This window comes from Bacteroides sp. D55t1_190419_B8 (genome assembly GCF_015558905.1).
Classification (GTDB): Bacteria; Bacteroidota; Bacteroidia; order Bacteroidales; family Bacteroidaceae; genus Bacteroides; species Bacteroides vicugnae.
Map to the genome: position 1 here is coordinate 1 of NZ_JADMOU010000024.1, position 16,925 is coordinate 16,925.

Consider the following 16,925-nt stretch of genomic DNA (forward strand, 5'->3'; position numbering starts at 1 on the left):
TGCGTGCCAGTTCGGAGGCTAGTTGCTTTTGTTCTTTACCCTGGCGGATGCCGTCCTTGACATATTCAAGAACTTGGGAGTCGCTCATATTTTGAGCCATTAAGGGAAAACAAACTCCCAACAGCAGAATGAATAGAAATACGTTAAAGTTTTTTAGTATCGTCATTGGTAATCTTTGTGGGTTCTACATAACCGATTGGCATATCGACACAAGCACAGCCAAGCATATTTAAACGAACGGCAATCTTACTCTTTCCGGCTACAGTCACAAGTTCGCCGACAAGCCCGCTCAAAGGACCTTTTATGACACGAACTTTCTCACCACGCGCCAGTGGAGTATCATTCATACAGACTGCTTCTTCGGAATAATCGAGCATAAAACGGAAACGTGCCATCTGCTCGTCAGGAATAACGGCAGGAGTACTCTCTCCACGCATCACCATATAACGGCTGACCGTAGAAAATGAAAGAACTTCCATACGTTCTTTTGGATTGACATGTACAAAAACCATCATTGGGAGTAAGACTGTATTAACCATCTTACGACGGTCGCTCCATTGATGAATTTGCTGCTGAACGGGAACAAAAGAATCAATTCCCATTTTAGATAAACGTTCGGCAACTTTCTTCTCATGATGCATTCGAACAAGTGCTACATACCAACGTTTTGAGTGTGCTACGCCTTCCCCTGTCCCACTACTAGGCCCGGCATTTACTGATTTCGGTTTCGTTAAAATCATATTTTTTTACCCCATGTTATTCCGTTACTTCTTAGGTAACGGACAACACACATTTAGAATACACATCGTTGTGGAAAAAGATAAAAAATCGATTATGAGGGAATATAAAAGCAGGTACCTAACATTCAATATAAAGCATTCTTGAATTTAGGTAATAAAAAGTCTTTGAGCATGAAGATGTTATCCTTCATGTTCAGATAGATTCATGTTGCATATTTTAGAGAAAAAGGAAAAAAAGAAGTTTTTTGTTTGTTTGCTATTAATATTTTTACCTATCTTTGTAGCGAATATATTTCCGTTACCTAAGAAGTAACACTAGCACTAAGTCCCTAATCCATAATGCTTTAATAATACTAATCAGAACATTTTAAAATTACAAACGTAAGAATAATTCAATTTATTCACTTTTGTTCTTTCTTCCAATTCGAAACCCTTTAAATATATCTGTGTTGTTTTAATAGATTTGTGTCCTAGTGATTCGCTAATCATTTCGATAGGTACACCTCTGTACTTGGCAGTCGTAGCCCAAGAATGACGAAGCGTATACGACGTGACGGGCGAATGTAGCCTTAATTTTCTGGACAGGCTTTTCAACTCATTATTAAAACGTCTCAAAGCTGACTGATACTCACGATAGGCTCCTTCTTCATTCCGCTTGTACGCTCCGCTTAATATCCGGAAAAGATAATCAGGATAATCGGAACTCCGGGCATCTGATTTATTATACAGTCCCCCAATTGCATTCTGCGCTGACTCTAACACTTCTATGCTCATAGGAGTACCGGTCTTGATGCGATTGTACTTTAAAAGTCCCCGCTCCAAATTGGACTTTTCCAAATGGGCTAAATCAGAAAAAGGCATTCCACAAAACTGAAATAACAGATTGGCAATGGCTTGCGTCCGGCGAAGCTTTTCCGATTGAGGATCTTTGTTTAATAGCATGTGAAGTTCGCCGATCGGGATAGCTTTCTTCTGACGTGTGTCTACCCCGGTAAAAACATCCCGGAACAAACCATGCACATAAGGAGCTTGATGCATATCGACACCACGATTGTAGATACTACGCAGCATACGCATATACGTAGAAATCGTATTGGGCTTCAAACGGGAAGCCATCAGGTAGTTGCTATACCTCTTTAGAGTTTCACGGTTTATCTTACTAAACGTGATGGATTGAGTTCCACAAAACTGCGAAAAAGAACGAATAGCGTGTTTATACACATGGGCCGTAGAATAACGACCCTCTTGTCGCAAACAATCAATGTAATTGTTTGCACAAATAGTAAATCGATTTTTTTCCATAAATTATAACTTATCTCATACGTGTTATTAAAAACGTGCGGAATATAGTAAGATTATAGATAAAATGAACCACAATTTTTAATTTACTCACTATTTTAGATGGATTTTCAATTTATTTCTAAAAAAAATAAGTGAAGACATGCAGTATTTTCAATAACCGTGCATTTAACTTATAACAGAGGAAAAAAGAGAAATCAAACCATAATATCATTAAAACCTACAACCTGAGCTTAACAAGTGAAGTGGGGAAAATAAAAAAAGAGAGAGAGTTTTTTATACAACGTCCCCAAAAACGAGGAATCCCTGCCAATTTTCGAGTTGGCAGGGATTTATTTTTACGATTCAAAGGTTTTGAAGTTACTGCATTTATTGCTCATTCATAAAAGATCAACAATTTAGTTTACTTTTTCAATAACTCATCAATTGAATTTATAAACGTCAATGCATAAGGATAAAGTTCGTCCACTGTTTTCTGATTATGATTGATGAAATCCTCATAATCTCCAGAAGAACGTTTATTAAAAATTAAGGTATAGAATTTACCCATTCCAACAGATAATTGTCCAGTAAGAACAAAATGCTTTCCCAACATTTGACGTACTCCTTCATGTGATTTGACAACAATCTTATTTGCCACTAACAATGCACTTGCAGCATAAAAACAAGCATAATACATTCTATTAATCGCAGTATTCCAATATCCTCTCTCACAATGATCTGCTATTTCGTTCAAAGTACGCCTTGCATTTTCCATCCGATATCGCACAATAGCATTTCTTTCTTCATCTGTCATAACAACGCGATTCCCTCCTTCATTACATTTTCATAAAAAGGAGTCACTACTTTCCCCCATATCTTTTTAGGCAAAATGAATGGATTGATTAAAATACCAGTTTCCAGCTCTATTTTATAAAGAGGATCAGTAATATTCAACTCATCTTCTGTCGAAAGTTCTTCCTTATCCACCAATATCAACAAATCAATATCCGAATCAGGCCGCGCGTCTCCTCTTGCTTCCGAGCCATAGAGTTTCACCTCTACAATTGGTGTCATACCTTGCAAGGCTTTCTGTATTGCTTTTATGATTTTCGTACGTTTCATACCTTCCCTCTTACATTATATATACAAAAAAAAATCTATCAATACTCAAAAGATTACGACCGTAATGATTACCACCGTAATCTTTCAAGTAAATGCAAATATAAACATTCCGATTCACATTACAATGCGATAGGCCGATAAAACAAAACAAGAATAAGGAGTTAAAAATCCCCCATACCACAGATCGTTGTAGCATGGGGGATTTCATAATTTACTTGCAGTATTTTGTAATCAGCTCATCGACATTCGGATCACCCAATTCTTTCGCTTTCTTAAAGTTGCCGCAAGCTTCATCTGTCTTCTTCAGCTGTATCTGGCAAAGTCCCAATAAACGGTAAGCCTCACCATATTTGGGATCAGTCTTCAATATATTATTCAAAATCTGAATGGCTTCTTCATACCGTCCTACACGGAGGTTTACAACCGCATGCTCTGCCTGATAGGTGAGGTCTGTCGGATTCATCTCGATGGCCTTGGCAATATCGTCTAAAGCGCGTTGAAACTGACGGGCTTTCAAAGCTGCCTGTTCGCGATAATAATAGAACACGTCGTTCACTTCTCCTTTGACTGCCGTATGGTAAGCATCATAATCGAGCATTGCATTTCGCGCCTGACCGGCATTCATATTCATCTGCGCACGCTCCAACAAGTATGGAGCAAAGTCGGCCGTAATCGGTTGCGGGCAACGGGCAATACAGCTATCCATTAAGGCTACCACTTCTTTCGGATCCCCTTTCAACAGTTCCTTCGTTTTGGCAGCACTAAAGAAAGTGGCCGGAGAAGCAATATTGCTGGCATTTACCTTTTCATAAGCAGCCAAAGCACCGGCATAGTCTTGTTGGGCAAACAGTATATCGCCTTCCATTTGAGTGTAAATTGGCAGCGGATCAATAGCGATTGCCTGACGGACATTCTTCAAAGCGGTGTCATACGTCCAGTCTTTGTAAGTTTTCTCCGGCTTCGATAATTGATAAGCATACATCAGCTTACCTATATTATAATATACGTCATCTTTCTTCTGGGCTACTTTCAGTGCCTGATTAAAGTCGGCAACGGCTTTATCATACCAGGTCTGGTCGTCTTTACCTTTAGATGCATAATAATTGGCACGACGGAGATAACCATCTGCATTGGCAGGGAACTGGCGGATGAAATCGTCCAACAGCTTTTCATAGTCCTCGCCCGAGAGGCTCGAAGAGGCCATAAACAGATATACTAATGCCTGATCTTCCGTTTCGGGTAAACCTTTCCGAATACCAATGCTTTTCAAGGCAGCGTCTCCCAAAGAAAGGGCACTGATTTTCTGCGACATGGCAAAAGCAGCTCCCGCCGCATAGCAAGTAGTCACCGTATCGATACCGGATGATTTCTGCGCAATACCAAATACCTGACCTTCCGCATTCATCACCGGGCAGCTCACCATCTTATCTTTCATCTGCATACTCAATGTATAATAATGGTATTCGCCGGCTACTTTGGAAACATCTTTCACCTTACCATTGACACAAGCAATGCTTTTCTGCGTAGAATAAGGAAGCATCCACGCTTCGGCTCCTGCCACCGGGGCTGTTTTGGCAATGATCAGCGCAGGCACTTTCTTCTCGGTGATAGCCACACGGAACTTAATAACATCATACATGTCATTCGCTCCAAGTATCAGGCTGACCGGCATCTGTTTGCCTTCGGAAGTAATCACCACCGCACGTTCGGCTCCTTTAAAAAGAGTATAATCTGATAAAGCCAATCCGTCTTCGGACACAAAGAATCCGTTTCCCGTATTCAGCATTTTATCATTCTTGTCATAAGTCACTATTGAGAAGACTGCACGTTTTGCCTTCTCTACCCATTTTGGGGTTTGTGCCATGCTTCCTTGTACCAGGAAGAAAAGCAGCAAAGGTAGAATTAAAATCTTCTTCATATCAGTCATTGTTTCTTTGTTTCACAGCTTCGTAAATCAGGATACCGGCAGCTACAGAGACATTCAGGGATTCGATGGTGCCCAGCATCGGAATTTTCACCCATTCATCACAGAGGGCAAGGTTTTCATAAGAAACTCCTGTATCTTCCGCTCCCATTATGATGCAGAGAGGACCTGTATAATCAGCTTTGGTATAGTCATAATCCCCCTTTTCGGTAGCAGCCACAATGCGGAAACCACTGTCTTTCAGATATTGCAGAGTCGAACGGAGGTTCTGTTCACGGCATACAGGAAGAGTATGTAGCGCTCCTGCCGACGTTTTCACGGCATCAGCATTGACTGACGCACTGCCTCGAACAGGAATAATCACAGCATCGACAGCTGCACATTCGCAGGTACGTGCAATTGCCCCGAAATTGCGTACATCGGTCACTCCGTCGAGCATAACAAAAAACGGATTTTTTCCTTGCTCAAACAAGAAAGGAACAAGATCCTCCGCTTTCTGATAAGTCACAGAAGAAATGAAAGCGATCACGCCCTGATGATTTTTACGGGTTATACGGTTGATACGTTCTACCGGAACACGCTGAACAGGTATCAGCGTACCTTTCAAAGCTGCAAAAAGCTCCTTGGAAAGATCACTTTGAATATCTTTCTTCACGAGGATCTTATCTATCTCTTTTCCAGCCTGAATGGCTTCTATCACGGCACGAACGCCGAAAATCATTTCACTTTTATCTAACATCTGGTTGATTTACTATTTTACTATTTACTATTCACTATTTATCAGTTGCGGGCAAGCAGGGATTTGGCATTGCTAAGGGCAGCTTCGGTAAGAGTGGCGCCGCTAAGCATGTGAGCTATTTCCTCTACCCGTTCTTCGTCAGTGAGACGGCGAATATGGCTGTTGGTTTCCGTATCGCTGTCTTTTTTGTATACCTTATAATGAGCACGCCCACGGGCAGCAATCTGTGGCAGGTGGGTAATACTGATTACCTGACGGTTGCGGTCGCCCATTTCCTGCATCATGTCCGCCATACGGTCGGCTATTTCACCGGAGACTCCGGTATCTATTTCATCAAATACGATGGTCGGCAGCTTGACGGCTCCGGCAATCATTGCCTTGATGGAAAGCATGACACGGGCAATTTCACCTCCTGAAGCTACGGAAGAGATATTCTGCAAAGTGCCGTTCTTATTGGCGGAAAACAGGAAGTTGACTGTATCTTCTCCTTGCAATCCCGGCTCTTTTTTCAGTCCCATTTCGATCAGGAAACGAACATTCGGCATTCCTAATGGAATCAACCGGGCGGCCAGTTGTTTTTCTACTTCACGCGCAGCTTTCGCACGGGCCTTGGTCAACACTTCCGCCTGTTGTTTCACTTGTTTATATTGTTCCTCTTTACGAGCAGTCAGTTCGGCAATACGCTCATCATAGGAAGTGATGTCCGACAATTTGCTGCGGTATTCATCCGTTAGCGCTATCAATTCGCCAAGGGTTTGTGCCCGATGTTTCTGCTGTAAGGAATAAATCAGATTCAACCGTTCATTCACTTCGTCCAGACGGACCGGATTGAATTCAACGGAGTCACTTTGTAAAGAGACTTCGTGCGAAATATCTTTCAGTTCGATATAAGCACTCTCCATACGTTCGGTAAGTTCCTTGGCCGGCTGATATACTCTTTGCAGATTATTCAGCGTATTCAGGCTATCTTTCAGGTAAGAAAGCAATCCGCCTTCATCCGAAGCAAACGACTGTTCCACCCGGTAAAGTCCGGCTTTTATCTCTTCTGCATAACTTAATGTTTCAGCTTCCTGCTCCAGTTCTTCCTGCTCACCTTCCACCAAACAGGCTTCTTCGAGCTGTTCGAGTTGGAAGCGGATATAATCTTCATCGGAGCGGCTTTTCTCTGCCAGCGACACTAATTCAGCCAGTTCGCGGTCTGTCCGTTTCCATTCATCATAATACAGATGGTATTTCTCCAATGCTGCATCATTATGTGCCAGAATATCAAGCACATTCAACTGGAATCCTTCTTTATTGAGCAATAAATTCTGATGTTGCGAATGTACATCTATCAACTGTTCGCCCAGCTCTTTCACTTGTGACAGCGAAGCAGGAGTATCGTTGATGAATGCCCTGCTCTTACCGGAAGCTTGTACCTCACGACGCAAAATGCACTCTTCATCATATTCCAGCTCGTTTTCTTCGAAAAACGGACGCATACCATAGGCAGATAGATCGAAACGTGCCTCTATGATACATTTGGAAGCTCCGTGGCGAATCGCTTTCACATCGGCACGCTGTCCTAGCAGGAGTCCGATAGCTCCCAGAATAATTGATTTTCCGGCTCCCGTTTCACCTGTTATAACGGAAAAGCCTGTTTCAAAACTGATATCCAGTTTTTCTATCAATGCATAATTCTGAATGTATAGTGAACGTAACACCTTATATTTAATTAAAAATTGAGAATTGAAAATTAAAAATTCGAAGATAGGGTGGCTACCAGACGGTCGATGATGTCCTGGGCTACTTCTATTTTCGGTTTCAGGGGATAGTCTGTACGACCTTTCCTGTCGATGATACTTATTTTATTGGTATCATGGCGGAAACCGGCGCCAGCGTCATTCAACGAGTTGAGCACGATAAAGTCGAAATTTTTGCGTTCGAGCTTTCCTTCGGCATTCTGCTGCTCATTATTGGTTTCGAGGGCAAAGCCAACCAATAACTGATTTTTCCTTTTTAGTGCTCCTAAATTGGCAGCGATGTCTTGTGTTGCCTGAAGATGGAGGGTTAGTTCCTCTTCTTTCTCCCGCTTAATCTTCTTGTCGGCCACTGTTTCCGGACGATAGTCGGCTACTGCCGCGCAAAGAATACCTGCATCAGCATCTGGAAAATAGATCTGTGAAGCCGCATACATTTCTTCTGCTGATTCCACATCTACACGCCGGATACGGGAATGTTGCGTTTTGAGCTGCACAGGACCTGTTATCAATGTCACCTGCGCCCCGCGACGGGCACATTCTTCTGCTAATGCGAATCCCATCTTTCCGGAAGAATAATTGCCTATGAAACGCACCGGGTCAATCTTTTCGTAAGTCGGTCCGGCTGTAATCATCACTTTCTTTCCGGATAGTTCGTCACTCGAAGCGAAAAATTCATCCAATACCCGGATAATATTTTCCGGCTCTTCCATACGTCCCTTTCCCACCAAGTGGCTGGCTAACTCTCCTGTTCCCGGCTCGATAATGTGATTACCGTAGGAACGCAATATATCCAGATTTTTCTGGGTGGCGGGATGGGCAAACATATCGAGGTCCATTGCCGGAGCAACAAACACGGGAGCTTTTGCCGAAAGATAAGTTGTTATGAGCATATTGTCGGCTATTCCATTTGCCATTTTGCCGATAGTAGAGGCGGTGGCAGGTGCAATCAGTACAGCATCCGCCCACAGTCCGAGATCGACGTGGCTATTCCACGTTCCGTCACGCTGAGCAAAAAACTCACTGATGACCGGTTTGCTGGTCAAAGCCGAAAGAGTGATGGGAGTAATAAATTCTTTTCCCGCCGGAGTAATGACAACTTGCACTTCCGCTCCTTGTTTTATCAGTCCGCGAATGATATAGCACGCCTTATACGCGGCAATACTGCCGGTAATTCCAAGAATTATTTTTTTTCCTTTTAGCATTATTTTGTAATCAAATTACTCATTTCACGCAAACGGATTTTTGTCAATGCCGCCTTAGTGTTCAGCGTGAAATCACTATTCAAAATCCAACTGTAATATCCGGGATCTTTCTTCAAAACCTCGGCTACAGACATTCCTTTATATTTTCCGAAGTTGAATACTTCCACTCCATTATCATCGTACACCATGCGTCCGGCAAAGTCTACATTCTTGCTGAAACTTGAATAATCTGCCAGGAACGCAATATCATTCTGAAGATCGGAGTAACGGTCGAGCTGTGCTTTCAGCACTTCGTAAGTGGCCCGTGTATCTGCTTCGGCAGTGTGTGCATCTTCCAGATTCTTGTCGCAATAGAATTTATAGGCAGCAGACAGGGTGCGTTGTTCCATTTTGTGGAAGATCACCTGTACGTCTACAAATTTGCGTTTCGTCATATCAATGTCCACTCCGGCGCGAAGGAACTCTTCGGCAAGGACAGGAATATCAAAACGATTGGAATTAAATCCTGCCAAATCGCAACCTTCAATGTCCCTGGCTATGTTTTTCGCCACTTCTTTGAAAGTTGGACAATCGGCTACGTCGGCATCATAAATGCCATGTATAGCAGAAGATGCTTCCGGGATATGCATTTCAGGGTTGATACGTAATGTTTTTGCTTCTTCATTTCCATTCGGATATACTTTCAGATAGCAGATTTCAACAATTCGGTCTGTGTTGATATTGGTTCCGGTTGTTTCTAAATCAAAAAAAACAATGGGATTTTTCAGGTTTAATTTCATTTCTATTTTTTTATTGGGTCACCACAGAGGACGCAGAGGACACAGAGGGTTATTTAACAAATATTCAAATTTATCCTCTGTGTCCTCTGCGTCCTCTGTGGTGAATTAACATTAATCATTTAGCATCATCGGCATCAGCAGCATCAGCAGGTCTTCGTTTTCTTCCTGCTCTACCGGGATGATTACTCCGGCACGTGAAGGATCCGCCAGTTCGATGACTACTTCGTCTGCTGAAATGTTGTTCAGGATGTCAATGAGGAATGTCGATTTGAAACCGATGCTCATTGCTGCACCTGCATACTGGCAAACTTGTGTTTCTTCAGCAGAAGTAGAGAAGTCAATATCTTGTGCGGAAATCACAATCTGGTTTTCCTGCATACGAAGTTTTATCAAGCTACTTGCCTGCGACGAGAAGATAGACACACGACGCAAAGCTCCTACCAACTGCTGGCGGTCTACGGTGACTTTGTGCGGGTTGTTCTGCGGAATTACCGAGTTGTAGTTCGGGTAACGTCCTTCAATCAGACGACAAACCATCCGGTAGCTTTCGAGCATGAATACAGCGTTGCGTTCATCGAATTCGATCGTCACTGTACCTTGTTCTTTCGGCAAAAGATTTTTAAGCAACGTAGCCGGTTTCTTCGGAAGGATGAAAGCTGCACGCTCGTTACCTTTGGCTGCCAATGTCTTGCAACGCACCAGTTTATGACCATCTGAAGCAACCATTGTAATATCTTCTGTAGTAATATCGAAATAAATACCGTTCATCACCGGACGAAGTTCGTCATCGGCAGTAGCAAACACCGAACGGTTGATACCTCCCAGAAGTACACTTGCTTCCATCTCTACACGGACTGCATTATCACCCAATGTAGCCGATTGCGGAAATTCATCCGCATTCTGCCCCATCAGGCTGTATTTTCCGTTCTGGTACTGCACTGTTATTTCATAATTATCCGGATTGATTTCGAATGTGAGTGGTTGTTCCGGGATTTCTTTCAGTGCATCAAGCAATGTTTTCGCTACTACGGCAAAACGCCCGTTCGTATCGCTTTCATTCACTTCTACGGTAGTCACCATCGTTGTTTCACTGTCGGATACAGTCACAGACAATGTTCCGTCTTCCAATTCGAAGAGGAAACAATCGAGAATTGGCAGCGCATTTTTTGAATTAATCACACGGCTGATGGCCTGTAAATGGCTGGAAAGAGCAGTACTTGAAACGATAAATTTCATATATTTTCGTGTATTTAAGTTTTAAATGTTCTATCGCACAAAGTTACGAAAAAAGATTTGGGCTGCCCAATAAAACAAAAGAAAAAAACAGGCATTGTGTGAGGGATATTACTAAAAAATTGTAACTTCGCCGCAGAATTTAAAATTATCGCAATGGAATTTACAGGAAAAATCATCGCTATCCTCCCCCCGAGAGGCGGAGTTTCAAAAACTAGCGGCAACGAGTGGAAATCACAAGAGTACGTTATTGAAAACCATGATCAATATCCGCGCAAAATGTGTTTCGACGTATTTGGTGCAGACAAAATCGAGCAATTTAACATTCAAATGGGTGAAGAACTGACCGTATCATTCGACGTTGACGCCCGCCAATGGAATGACCGTTGGTTCAACAGTATCCGCGCATGGAAAGTAGAGCGCGTCAGTGCAGGTGCTCCAATGGCTTCTGGTTCTCCCGTTCCTCCCCCGGCTCCATCGGCTATGCCCGAATTTACTCCGGGTGATGCAAAAGACGATCTGCCATTCTAAACTGAAAGTCATTCATCCGACGCATAAGCATAAAAACTCTCGACGGGATAATCCTATCGGGAGTTTTTTTTATAATTGAAGATATTTTTATTCATACAGATAATCCGCTCCAAAACCATAGAGATAAACAATTGTATATAAACCGTAATTTTTATTCTGATTTATATTTCAAAATAATATTGGGATATACTACTCCGTCCGTACAGGCAAACTGGACAAAGAGTGTAAAATTACGGAAGAAGCCGGCATTATGCAGAAAGAAATCCGGTATGAAACGGACATAATTTTCCGATTGCCGGAATACGTGGTCGAAATCTGCCATCAACATAAAATGGTACGAATCAGACAAGTGATCCATACCCGTCTGATAAGCTATTGCACCATTGAGCACTTCACCTTTATCCAATTGACGAATATAATGCGACAGACTGTTCTCATCCGGAGCAAGCAACAAGCGTCCACCATAAAATGCCGCATACATATCCAAAGTCGGCTCTACGAAACCGGTCAGTTGTTTAAACAAGGTTGTTTGAGGCAACCGATAGACCAAGTATGCCTTATTTACAGTATAACAAAAAGTAATTCGGGAAGTTTTTCTTCCTTCATCTGCCGGAGCAGTATTGACAAGGGTACGAAGCATTCTTTCAGCCTCCGTCACATCTGCCACAGACAGGCTCAAGACTGCCGCCGCATCCTGATCCTGTAACGTATCTTCACGCAGAAAGAGACAGGCAACCAAGTCCTGTCCGGCATTTTCCATCAGATAGCGAGAAAATTCTTTATCTCTATTCTGCACTTCGCTCGTGCGAACCGTCTCATTCTGCTCCTGCGCATTTCCATAAGAAAGCAAAGATGTCCAGTCCGCAATCCCCTGTCTGCTAAAATAGAAAGCAGTAGAAGGCAGTGCCTCACCCGGGAAGCCTTTGACTGATTGCTGTTGGCGAAGCTGGTTTATAAATGCAAAGCAAGTATCCGCATCGTGAGTAATGCCGGAGAAATAGATAAAATCATCTTTCATCTTCATATCAAATTCCGTCCATCCCATCATCCCTTTCATACGGGTATAGATTGTGGCGGCCGCTGCACTTTTTTTCGGAGCACGCACCCCTGTAAAGGTAGGATCATCCGCCAACGATTTGCCACTCTTATATGCATCAATAACGTTTTCAATCAGTTTTTTTTGAAAACTTAATGCCATAAAGTCAGACGTCAGATAGCAGGCAAGAAAATCACCATCCGCCATCGGGTAAATGATTATTTCCTCTCCTTTGTAAGCAAATGTTTTCGGCGGATAAAGCGAAGATATATATTTACGCACAAACTTGTTTACCAACTCCTTATCCCCATTTCCCAATCTGCAATAAAGTATCTGGTTCCGTTCGTTATCCGGTTCATGGAAACTAATCAGCATCTGACTCATTTGCCGGCTCAAACCATGAGGAGTATCTTCCGAGAGGGCATAAAGGCTTTGTTTCAGATAAGAAAAAAGTTTGGACACATAAAGATATTGCTGATTTTTACTACAAGTCAGATCATCGACCTCCGCTACAAATTCGAGCACATCATCAGTAACAAACACGGCTGAAGTGGTGGACGGAACCAGTTCATAAAGATTAAAATCCTTCTGCCCTTCGGCCGCCGACAGTCTAAAAAAAGAGTACAATGCGAAACCTGAGCACAAAAGTACAACAGAAGACGTGATCGCTATTTTCACTATCGTACGAAGTTTCATAATATTCGCTGTTTATCGGCTAGGTGCAAAAATAATAATTTCTACAAAGAAAACAAAACTTTTGCTAAAATTTTCACCGATAATCAAAGATAGATATCCAATCCGTCGAATGCCAGGTGAATATTTTCCGGAAGGCTCTTTTCAACCTCCGCATGTAAGCCCATATCATGACTCATGTGTATAAAGTACGTCTTCTTTGCTTGAATGCGCCGTGCCACTGCCAATGCTTCTTCCAGATTCTGATGGGTAGGATGCGAGGCAATCCGAAGTGCATTCACTACCAAAACATCTATTCCCGCCAATTGTTCATAAGATTCTTCGGGCATGGTCAACATATCAGTGATATAACCTAATTGCCCGATACGATATCCCAAAATAGGCAATCGCCCATGCATCACACGTAAAGGAAGCACCTCCGTGTGGTTAACAGAAAAGGCCTGCCCCACAGAAATTTCCTGCAAAGGAATGTCGGGAACGCCTGGATAACGATGGTCGACAAAGCAATAGGGCATACGCAAACGCAAGCCTTGCGCCACATAATTTTCCGCATAAATAGGCACTGAACCAAACCGGCAAAACGGACGTAAATCGTCCAACCCGCCCACATGGTCATAATGTTCATGCGTAATGAGCACACCATCTATCTTCTCAAAAGGAAGATGCAATACCTGTGTCCGGAAATCCGGACCGCAATCTATCAAAATCCGCGCATCATCTGTCTCGACAATAGCAGATGCACGCAATCGGTTATCTTTCGGATCGGCAGAAGTACAAACCGGACATGTACAGCCGATTTGGGGTACTCCCGTCGATGTTCCACTTCCAATGATTCTTACTTTCACTTGTTTAATTGAGAATTGAAAATTGAAAATTAAAAAATAATAGTTGAGAATGAGAAATTTGGAATTGAGAACGAAAAAAAGAAAGGTTATAGAGTATTTCTACACCTGAACACTTTTCATTATTCATATAGCTATTCTTCATTCTCAATTTTTACTTCTCAATTTATTAAGTTAACTTCCGGGTGGATATCAATACCGAACTTCTCACGAACAGAGGTTCGAACTGCATCTGAAAGCGCAAGGATATCGCTACCTTTTGCTCCACCAAGATTCACTAATACCAGTGCTTGTTTATCATGCACGGCAGCCGGACCTAAAGCCTTACCTTTCCAGCCGCATTGATCGATCATCCATCCTGCCGGGATTTTCACCCGACCGTCTGACAGCTCATAGTATGGTATCCGGGGATATTCCTGCTGCAAGGCTTCCAGTTTTTCTTTCGGCACAATGGGATTCATAAAGAAGCTGCCGGCATTACCCATTACTTTCGGGTCGGGCAACTTGCTCTCACGAATCTCAATTATCACTTTCCGTACAACAGAAAGCGTCAATGCCGGATATTTTTCAAGCTCCTGACGAATGGTTCCATAATCTAACGTATAATATTCTTTTTTACTAAGCCGGAAACGGACATAGGTGACAAAAGCCGACTTGTTTTCCGGACGTTTAAAAATACTGTTACGGTAGGTATACCCACACTCTTCCACCGAATAAACGCGTTCTTCAGCTTGAATGTTCACTGTTTCCACCGCTGTTATCAGATCTTTCACTTCAACGCCATAAGCTCCAATGTTTTGTACCGCACTCGCTCCCACTTCACCGGGAATGAGCGACAGATTCTCCGTTCCATACCATCCATGTTCTACGCAATATGCAACGAAGTCGTCCCATACTACCCCCGCTCCCACTCGTACCGATACAGAGTGTTCATCTTCTTCCGTCACTTCGATTCCTTCAATGCGGGAATGGAGTATCAATCCGTCGTAATCTTTGGTAAACAGCAGGTTACTGCCGCCACCAATATGCAAAAAAGGTGTCACAACGGCACCTTGCACAATCAGCTTCTTCAGTTCTTCAACCGAAGAATATTCTAAAAAACGAGCGGCACTGACATCGATGCCGAATGTATTGTAGGGCAAAAGAGAATACATATATTTCTAGTTATAAGTTATACTGTTATAGTGCGTCGTAACCCGTATCAGATACTTGTATCTTCAAACTTATACAATTCCCATTCTCCGGCTTTCCGGCGGAAATAAAGGATATTGGAAAAACCATTGCCGATACCTTTCAACGCCAGAATTTTCGTGGGCGAATCATCGCCATTCCGCTGTCCGTAATTAATATTAGAAAGGCGGTCGACAGGAAGTACCGGTTTGAAGGCAAACCACTGATTAAGATCGAGGGTTGTCTCCAAAATGGAGAAATCATCGTCCGGATCGCTGGTTACAAAAGCTAACGGATCCCTCACACGCTGACTCTGAAAAAGACTATCCGTTGCAAAATGTCCGAAAAACTCAACAAAGTTCTCATTATCACTTTGCTCAATAGGCCGCAGGTTGATTGCCTCCAGCATCCATGCACCTTTGATACGTTCAAAATAGTATCTTTTCACCATTCGCGTTTTCACGAACATCCACTCTACCTGCACAGAAGTGAGGGAGGTATCTCCTACTAAATCCATGTCTTCTTCTCTATCAAACAGCAGAGTATAATAATGCTGCTTGGTAAACAAGTCATCATGCTTCCAGTTGCGTTCCTCGATGTTTGATTTCTTATCTCCATTGTAGTAGGGCAATGGAAATTTCACACGCTGACGCTGTAACACTTCATCGGAAGCAAAATTGTAAATAAAATCATCGAAAGATTCATCTGCCTGTATAGGCTGCGGATCTTCCGGCGATTTATCATGGTGGCTAGAATCGGCTATCTGCCGGATTGAATCCACCTCTTTAGTAATAGATGCGAAAGGGTCAATATTTGTTTTCCTGTTTCCACAAGAGCTCAATATACCGAGCAGTATGACCCCTGCAATTAGTTTTTTCATTATTTCAGTTTCTCTCTTAACTTTTCAAGCATATCTACCGTCATGCTTTCCAAATTGTAGGCCGGCTTCCATCCCCACTCTTCACGAGCGCAGGTATCGTCCAGGCTATCGGGCCAGCTATCGGCTATACGCTGTTTCAGAGGATCTATATCATAGATCATCTCAAACTGCGGCACATGCTTCTTGATAGCCTGATATATCGTTTCCGGGTCGAAACTCATGGAAGCGATATTGAAAGCATTGCGGTGTATCAATCTTGCCGGATCGGCTTCCATCAGCGTAATTGCTGCGTTCAGCGCATCCGGCATGTACATCATATCCATTAAAGTGCCTTGCTTAATGGGGCACACAAACTTTTCTCCTTTCACTGCCGAGTAGTAAATATCGACAGCATAATCAGTCGTACCTCCTCCCGGAGGGGTCACATTCGAAATAATGCCCGGGAAACGGACAGCACGGGTATCGACACCGTATTTATTAAAATAGTAATCACTCAATAACTCTGTCGTTACTTTAGTGACTCCATACATGGTACGCGGACGCTGAATGGTGTCCTGCGGTGTTTTCGTGTGAGGCGTACTAGCTCCAAACGAACCGATAGAACTCGGAGTAAACACTGCGCACCCTTGTTCACGTGCCACTTCCAGCACATTCCACAATCCGTCGATGCCTATTTTCCAAGCCAACTTGGGTTTCGACTCGGCAACTACGGACAACAGAGCAGCCAAATTATAAATCGTATCAATGTGATACTCTTTTACTACAGATGCAATTGCATCGCCATCTGTTACATCAGCAATTGCCGACGGTCCCGACTCCTTTAATTCCCCTTTAGGTTCTGCACCCGGAATATAACCTGCTACTACATTTGCATTTCCGTAACGTTTCCGTAGCTCCATCGTTAGCTCCGACCCTATCTGTCCGGTAGCTCCAATAATCAAAATGTGTTCCATTTTTTCTTCTGACTTAGAATATCAAGCTTAAATAGTGCGCAAAGTAAGCACTTTTTTT

Annotated in this window: 16 protein-coding genes; 1 reads left to right on the forward strand and 15 read right to left on the reverse strand. The window is 42.9% G+C overall.

From position 1 onward, the window contains the following. Positions 1–143 precede the first annotated feature (143 nt). The 10 genes from I2I13_RS17790 to dnaN form a co-directional block, all read right to left on the reverse strand. On the reverse strand, positions 144–740 hold the full coding sequence (locus I2I13_RS17790; protein ID WP_195650139.1) for a UpxY family transcription antiterminator: 597 nt from the start codon (positions 738–740) through the stop codon (positions 144–146). Between the two features lie 357 nt (positions 741–1,097). Beyond that, positions 1,098–2,042 (reverse strand): site-specific integrase, encoded by a 945-nt coding sequence (locus I2I13_RS17795; protein WP_148364976.1) that lies wholly within the window; start codon positions 2,040–2,042, stop codon positions 1,098–1,100. A gap of 400 nt (positions 2,043–2,442) precedes the next feature. Beyond that, positions 2,443–2,835, reverse strand: a complete 393-nt coding sequence (locus I2I13_RS17800) for a HEPN domain-containing protein (RefSeq protein WP_148364975.1) — start codon at positions 2,833–2,835, stop codon at positions 2,443–2,445. Continuing rightward, a complete protein-coding gene (locus I2I13_RS17805) occupies positions 2,832–3,143 on the reverse strand; it encodes a nucleotidyltransferase domain-containing protein (protein WP_148364974.1) in 312 nt (103 codons plus the stop codon). Before I2I13_RS17805 ends, I2I13_RS17800 begins: the two co-directional genes overlap by 4 nt. Before the next feature lie 211 nt (positions 3,144–3,354). Then, a complete protein-coding gene (locus I2I13_RS17810; RefSeq protein WP_148364973.1) occupies positions 3,355–5,061 on the reverse strand; it encodes a serine protease in 1,707 nt (568 codons plus the stop codon). A gap of 1 nt (position 5,062) precedes the next feature. Then, positions 5,063–5,806 carry a 23S rRNA (guanosine(2251)-2'-O)-methyltransferase RlmB gene (gene rlmB, locus I2I13_RS17815; protein WP_148364972.1) on the reverse strand — a complete coding sequence of 248 codons (744 nt, stop codon included), beginning with the start codon at positions 5,804–5,806 and terminating at the stop codon, positions 5,063–5,065. Between the two features lie 41 nt (positions 5,807–5,847). Continuing rightward, the gene (gene recN / locus I2I13_RS17820) at positions 5,848–7,509 is read right to left on the reverse strand and encodes a DNA repair protein RecN (protein WP_195650140.1); all 1,662 of its coding nucleotides are present in this window, start codon (positions 7,507–7,509) and stop codon (positions 5,848–5,850) included. 32 nt (positions 7,510–7,541) lie between these two features. Then, on the reverse strand, positions 7,542–8,750 hold the full coding sequence (gene coaBC, locus I2I13_RS17825; RefSeq protein WP_148364970.1) for a bifunctional phosphopantothenoylcysteine decarboxylase/phosphopantothenate--cysteine ligase CoaBC: 1,209 nt from the start codon (positions 8,748–8,750) through the stop codon (positions 7,542–7,544). Further along, positions 8,750–9,529, reverse strand: a complete 780-nt coding sequence (locus I2I13_RS17830) for a 3'-5' exonuclease (RefSeq protein WP_004316864.1) — start codon at positions 9,527–9,529, stop codon at positions 8,750–8,752. Before I2I13_RS17830 ends, coaBC begins: the two co-directional genes overlap by 1 nt. Positions 9,530–9,640: 111 nt before the next feature. After that, positions 9,641–10,765 carry a DNA polymerase III subunit beta gene (gene dnaN, locus I2I13_RS17835; RefSeq protein WP_004297029.1) on the reverse strand — a complete coding sequence of 375 codons (1,125 nt, stop codon included), beginning with the start codon at positions 10,763–10,765 and terminating at the stop codon, positions 9,641–9,643. Positions 10,766–10,918: 153 nt separating this feature from the next. Between dnaN and I2I13_RS17840 the strand changes: the two genes are divergently transcribed. Further along, positions 10,919–11,293, forward strand: a complete 375-nt coding sequence (locus tag I2I13_RS17840) for a DUF3127 domain-containing protein (protein ID WP_087318232.1) — start codon at positions 10,919–10,921, stop codon at positions 11,291–11,293. A 151-nt stretch (positions 11,294–11,444) separates the two neighbouring features. Here the strand turns inward: I2I13_RS17840 and I2I13_RS17845 are convergent, their stop codons facing one another. The 5 genes from I2I13_RS17845 to I2I13_RS17865 form a co-directional block, all read right to left on the reverse strand. Further along, positions 11,445–13,025 (reverse strand): DUF3352 domain-containing protein, encoded by a 1,581-nt coding sequence (locus tag I2I13_RS17845; protein WP_195650141.1) that lies wholly within the window; start codon positions 13,023–13,025, stop codon positions 11,445–11,447. 83 nt (positions 13,026–13,108) lie between these two features. After that, entirely contained in the window at positions 13,109–13,867 is a 759-nt protein-coding gene (locus I2I13_RS17850) for an MBL fold metallo-hydrolase (RefSeq protein WP_148364968.1), read from the reverse strand. Between the two features lie 158 nt (positions 13,868–14,025). Beyond that, positions 14,026–15,018, reverse strand: a complete 993-nt coding sequence (gene murB, locus I2I13_RS17855; protein WP_195650142.1) for a UDP-N-acetylmuramate dehydrogenase — start codon at positions 15,016–15,018, stop codon at positions 14,026–14,028. A gap of 47 nt (positions 15,019–15,065) precedes the next feature. Continuing rightward, on the reverse strand, positions 15,066–15,914 hold the full coding sequence (locus I2I13_RS17860; RefSeq protein ID WP_195650143.1) for a DUF4348 domain-containing protein: 849 nt from the start codon (positions 15,912–15,914) through the stop codon (positions 15,066–15,068). Then, a complete protein-coding gene (locus tag I2I13_RS17865) occupies positions 15,914–16,867 on the reverse strand; it encodes an NAD-dependent epimerase/dehydratase family protein (RefSeq protein WP_148364965.1) in 954 nt (317 codons plus the stop codon). The genes I2I13_RS17860 and I2I13_RS17865 overlap by 1 nt, the downstream gene beginning before the upstream one ends. Positions 16,868–16,925 lie beyond the last annotated feature (58 nt).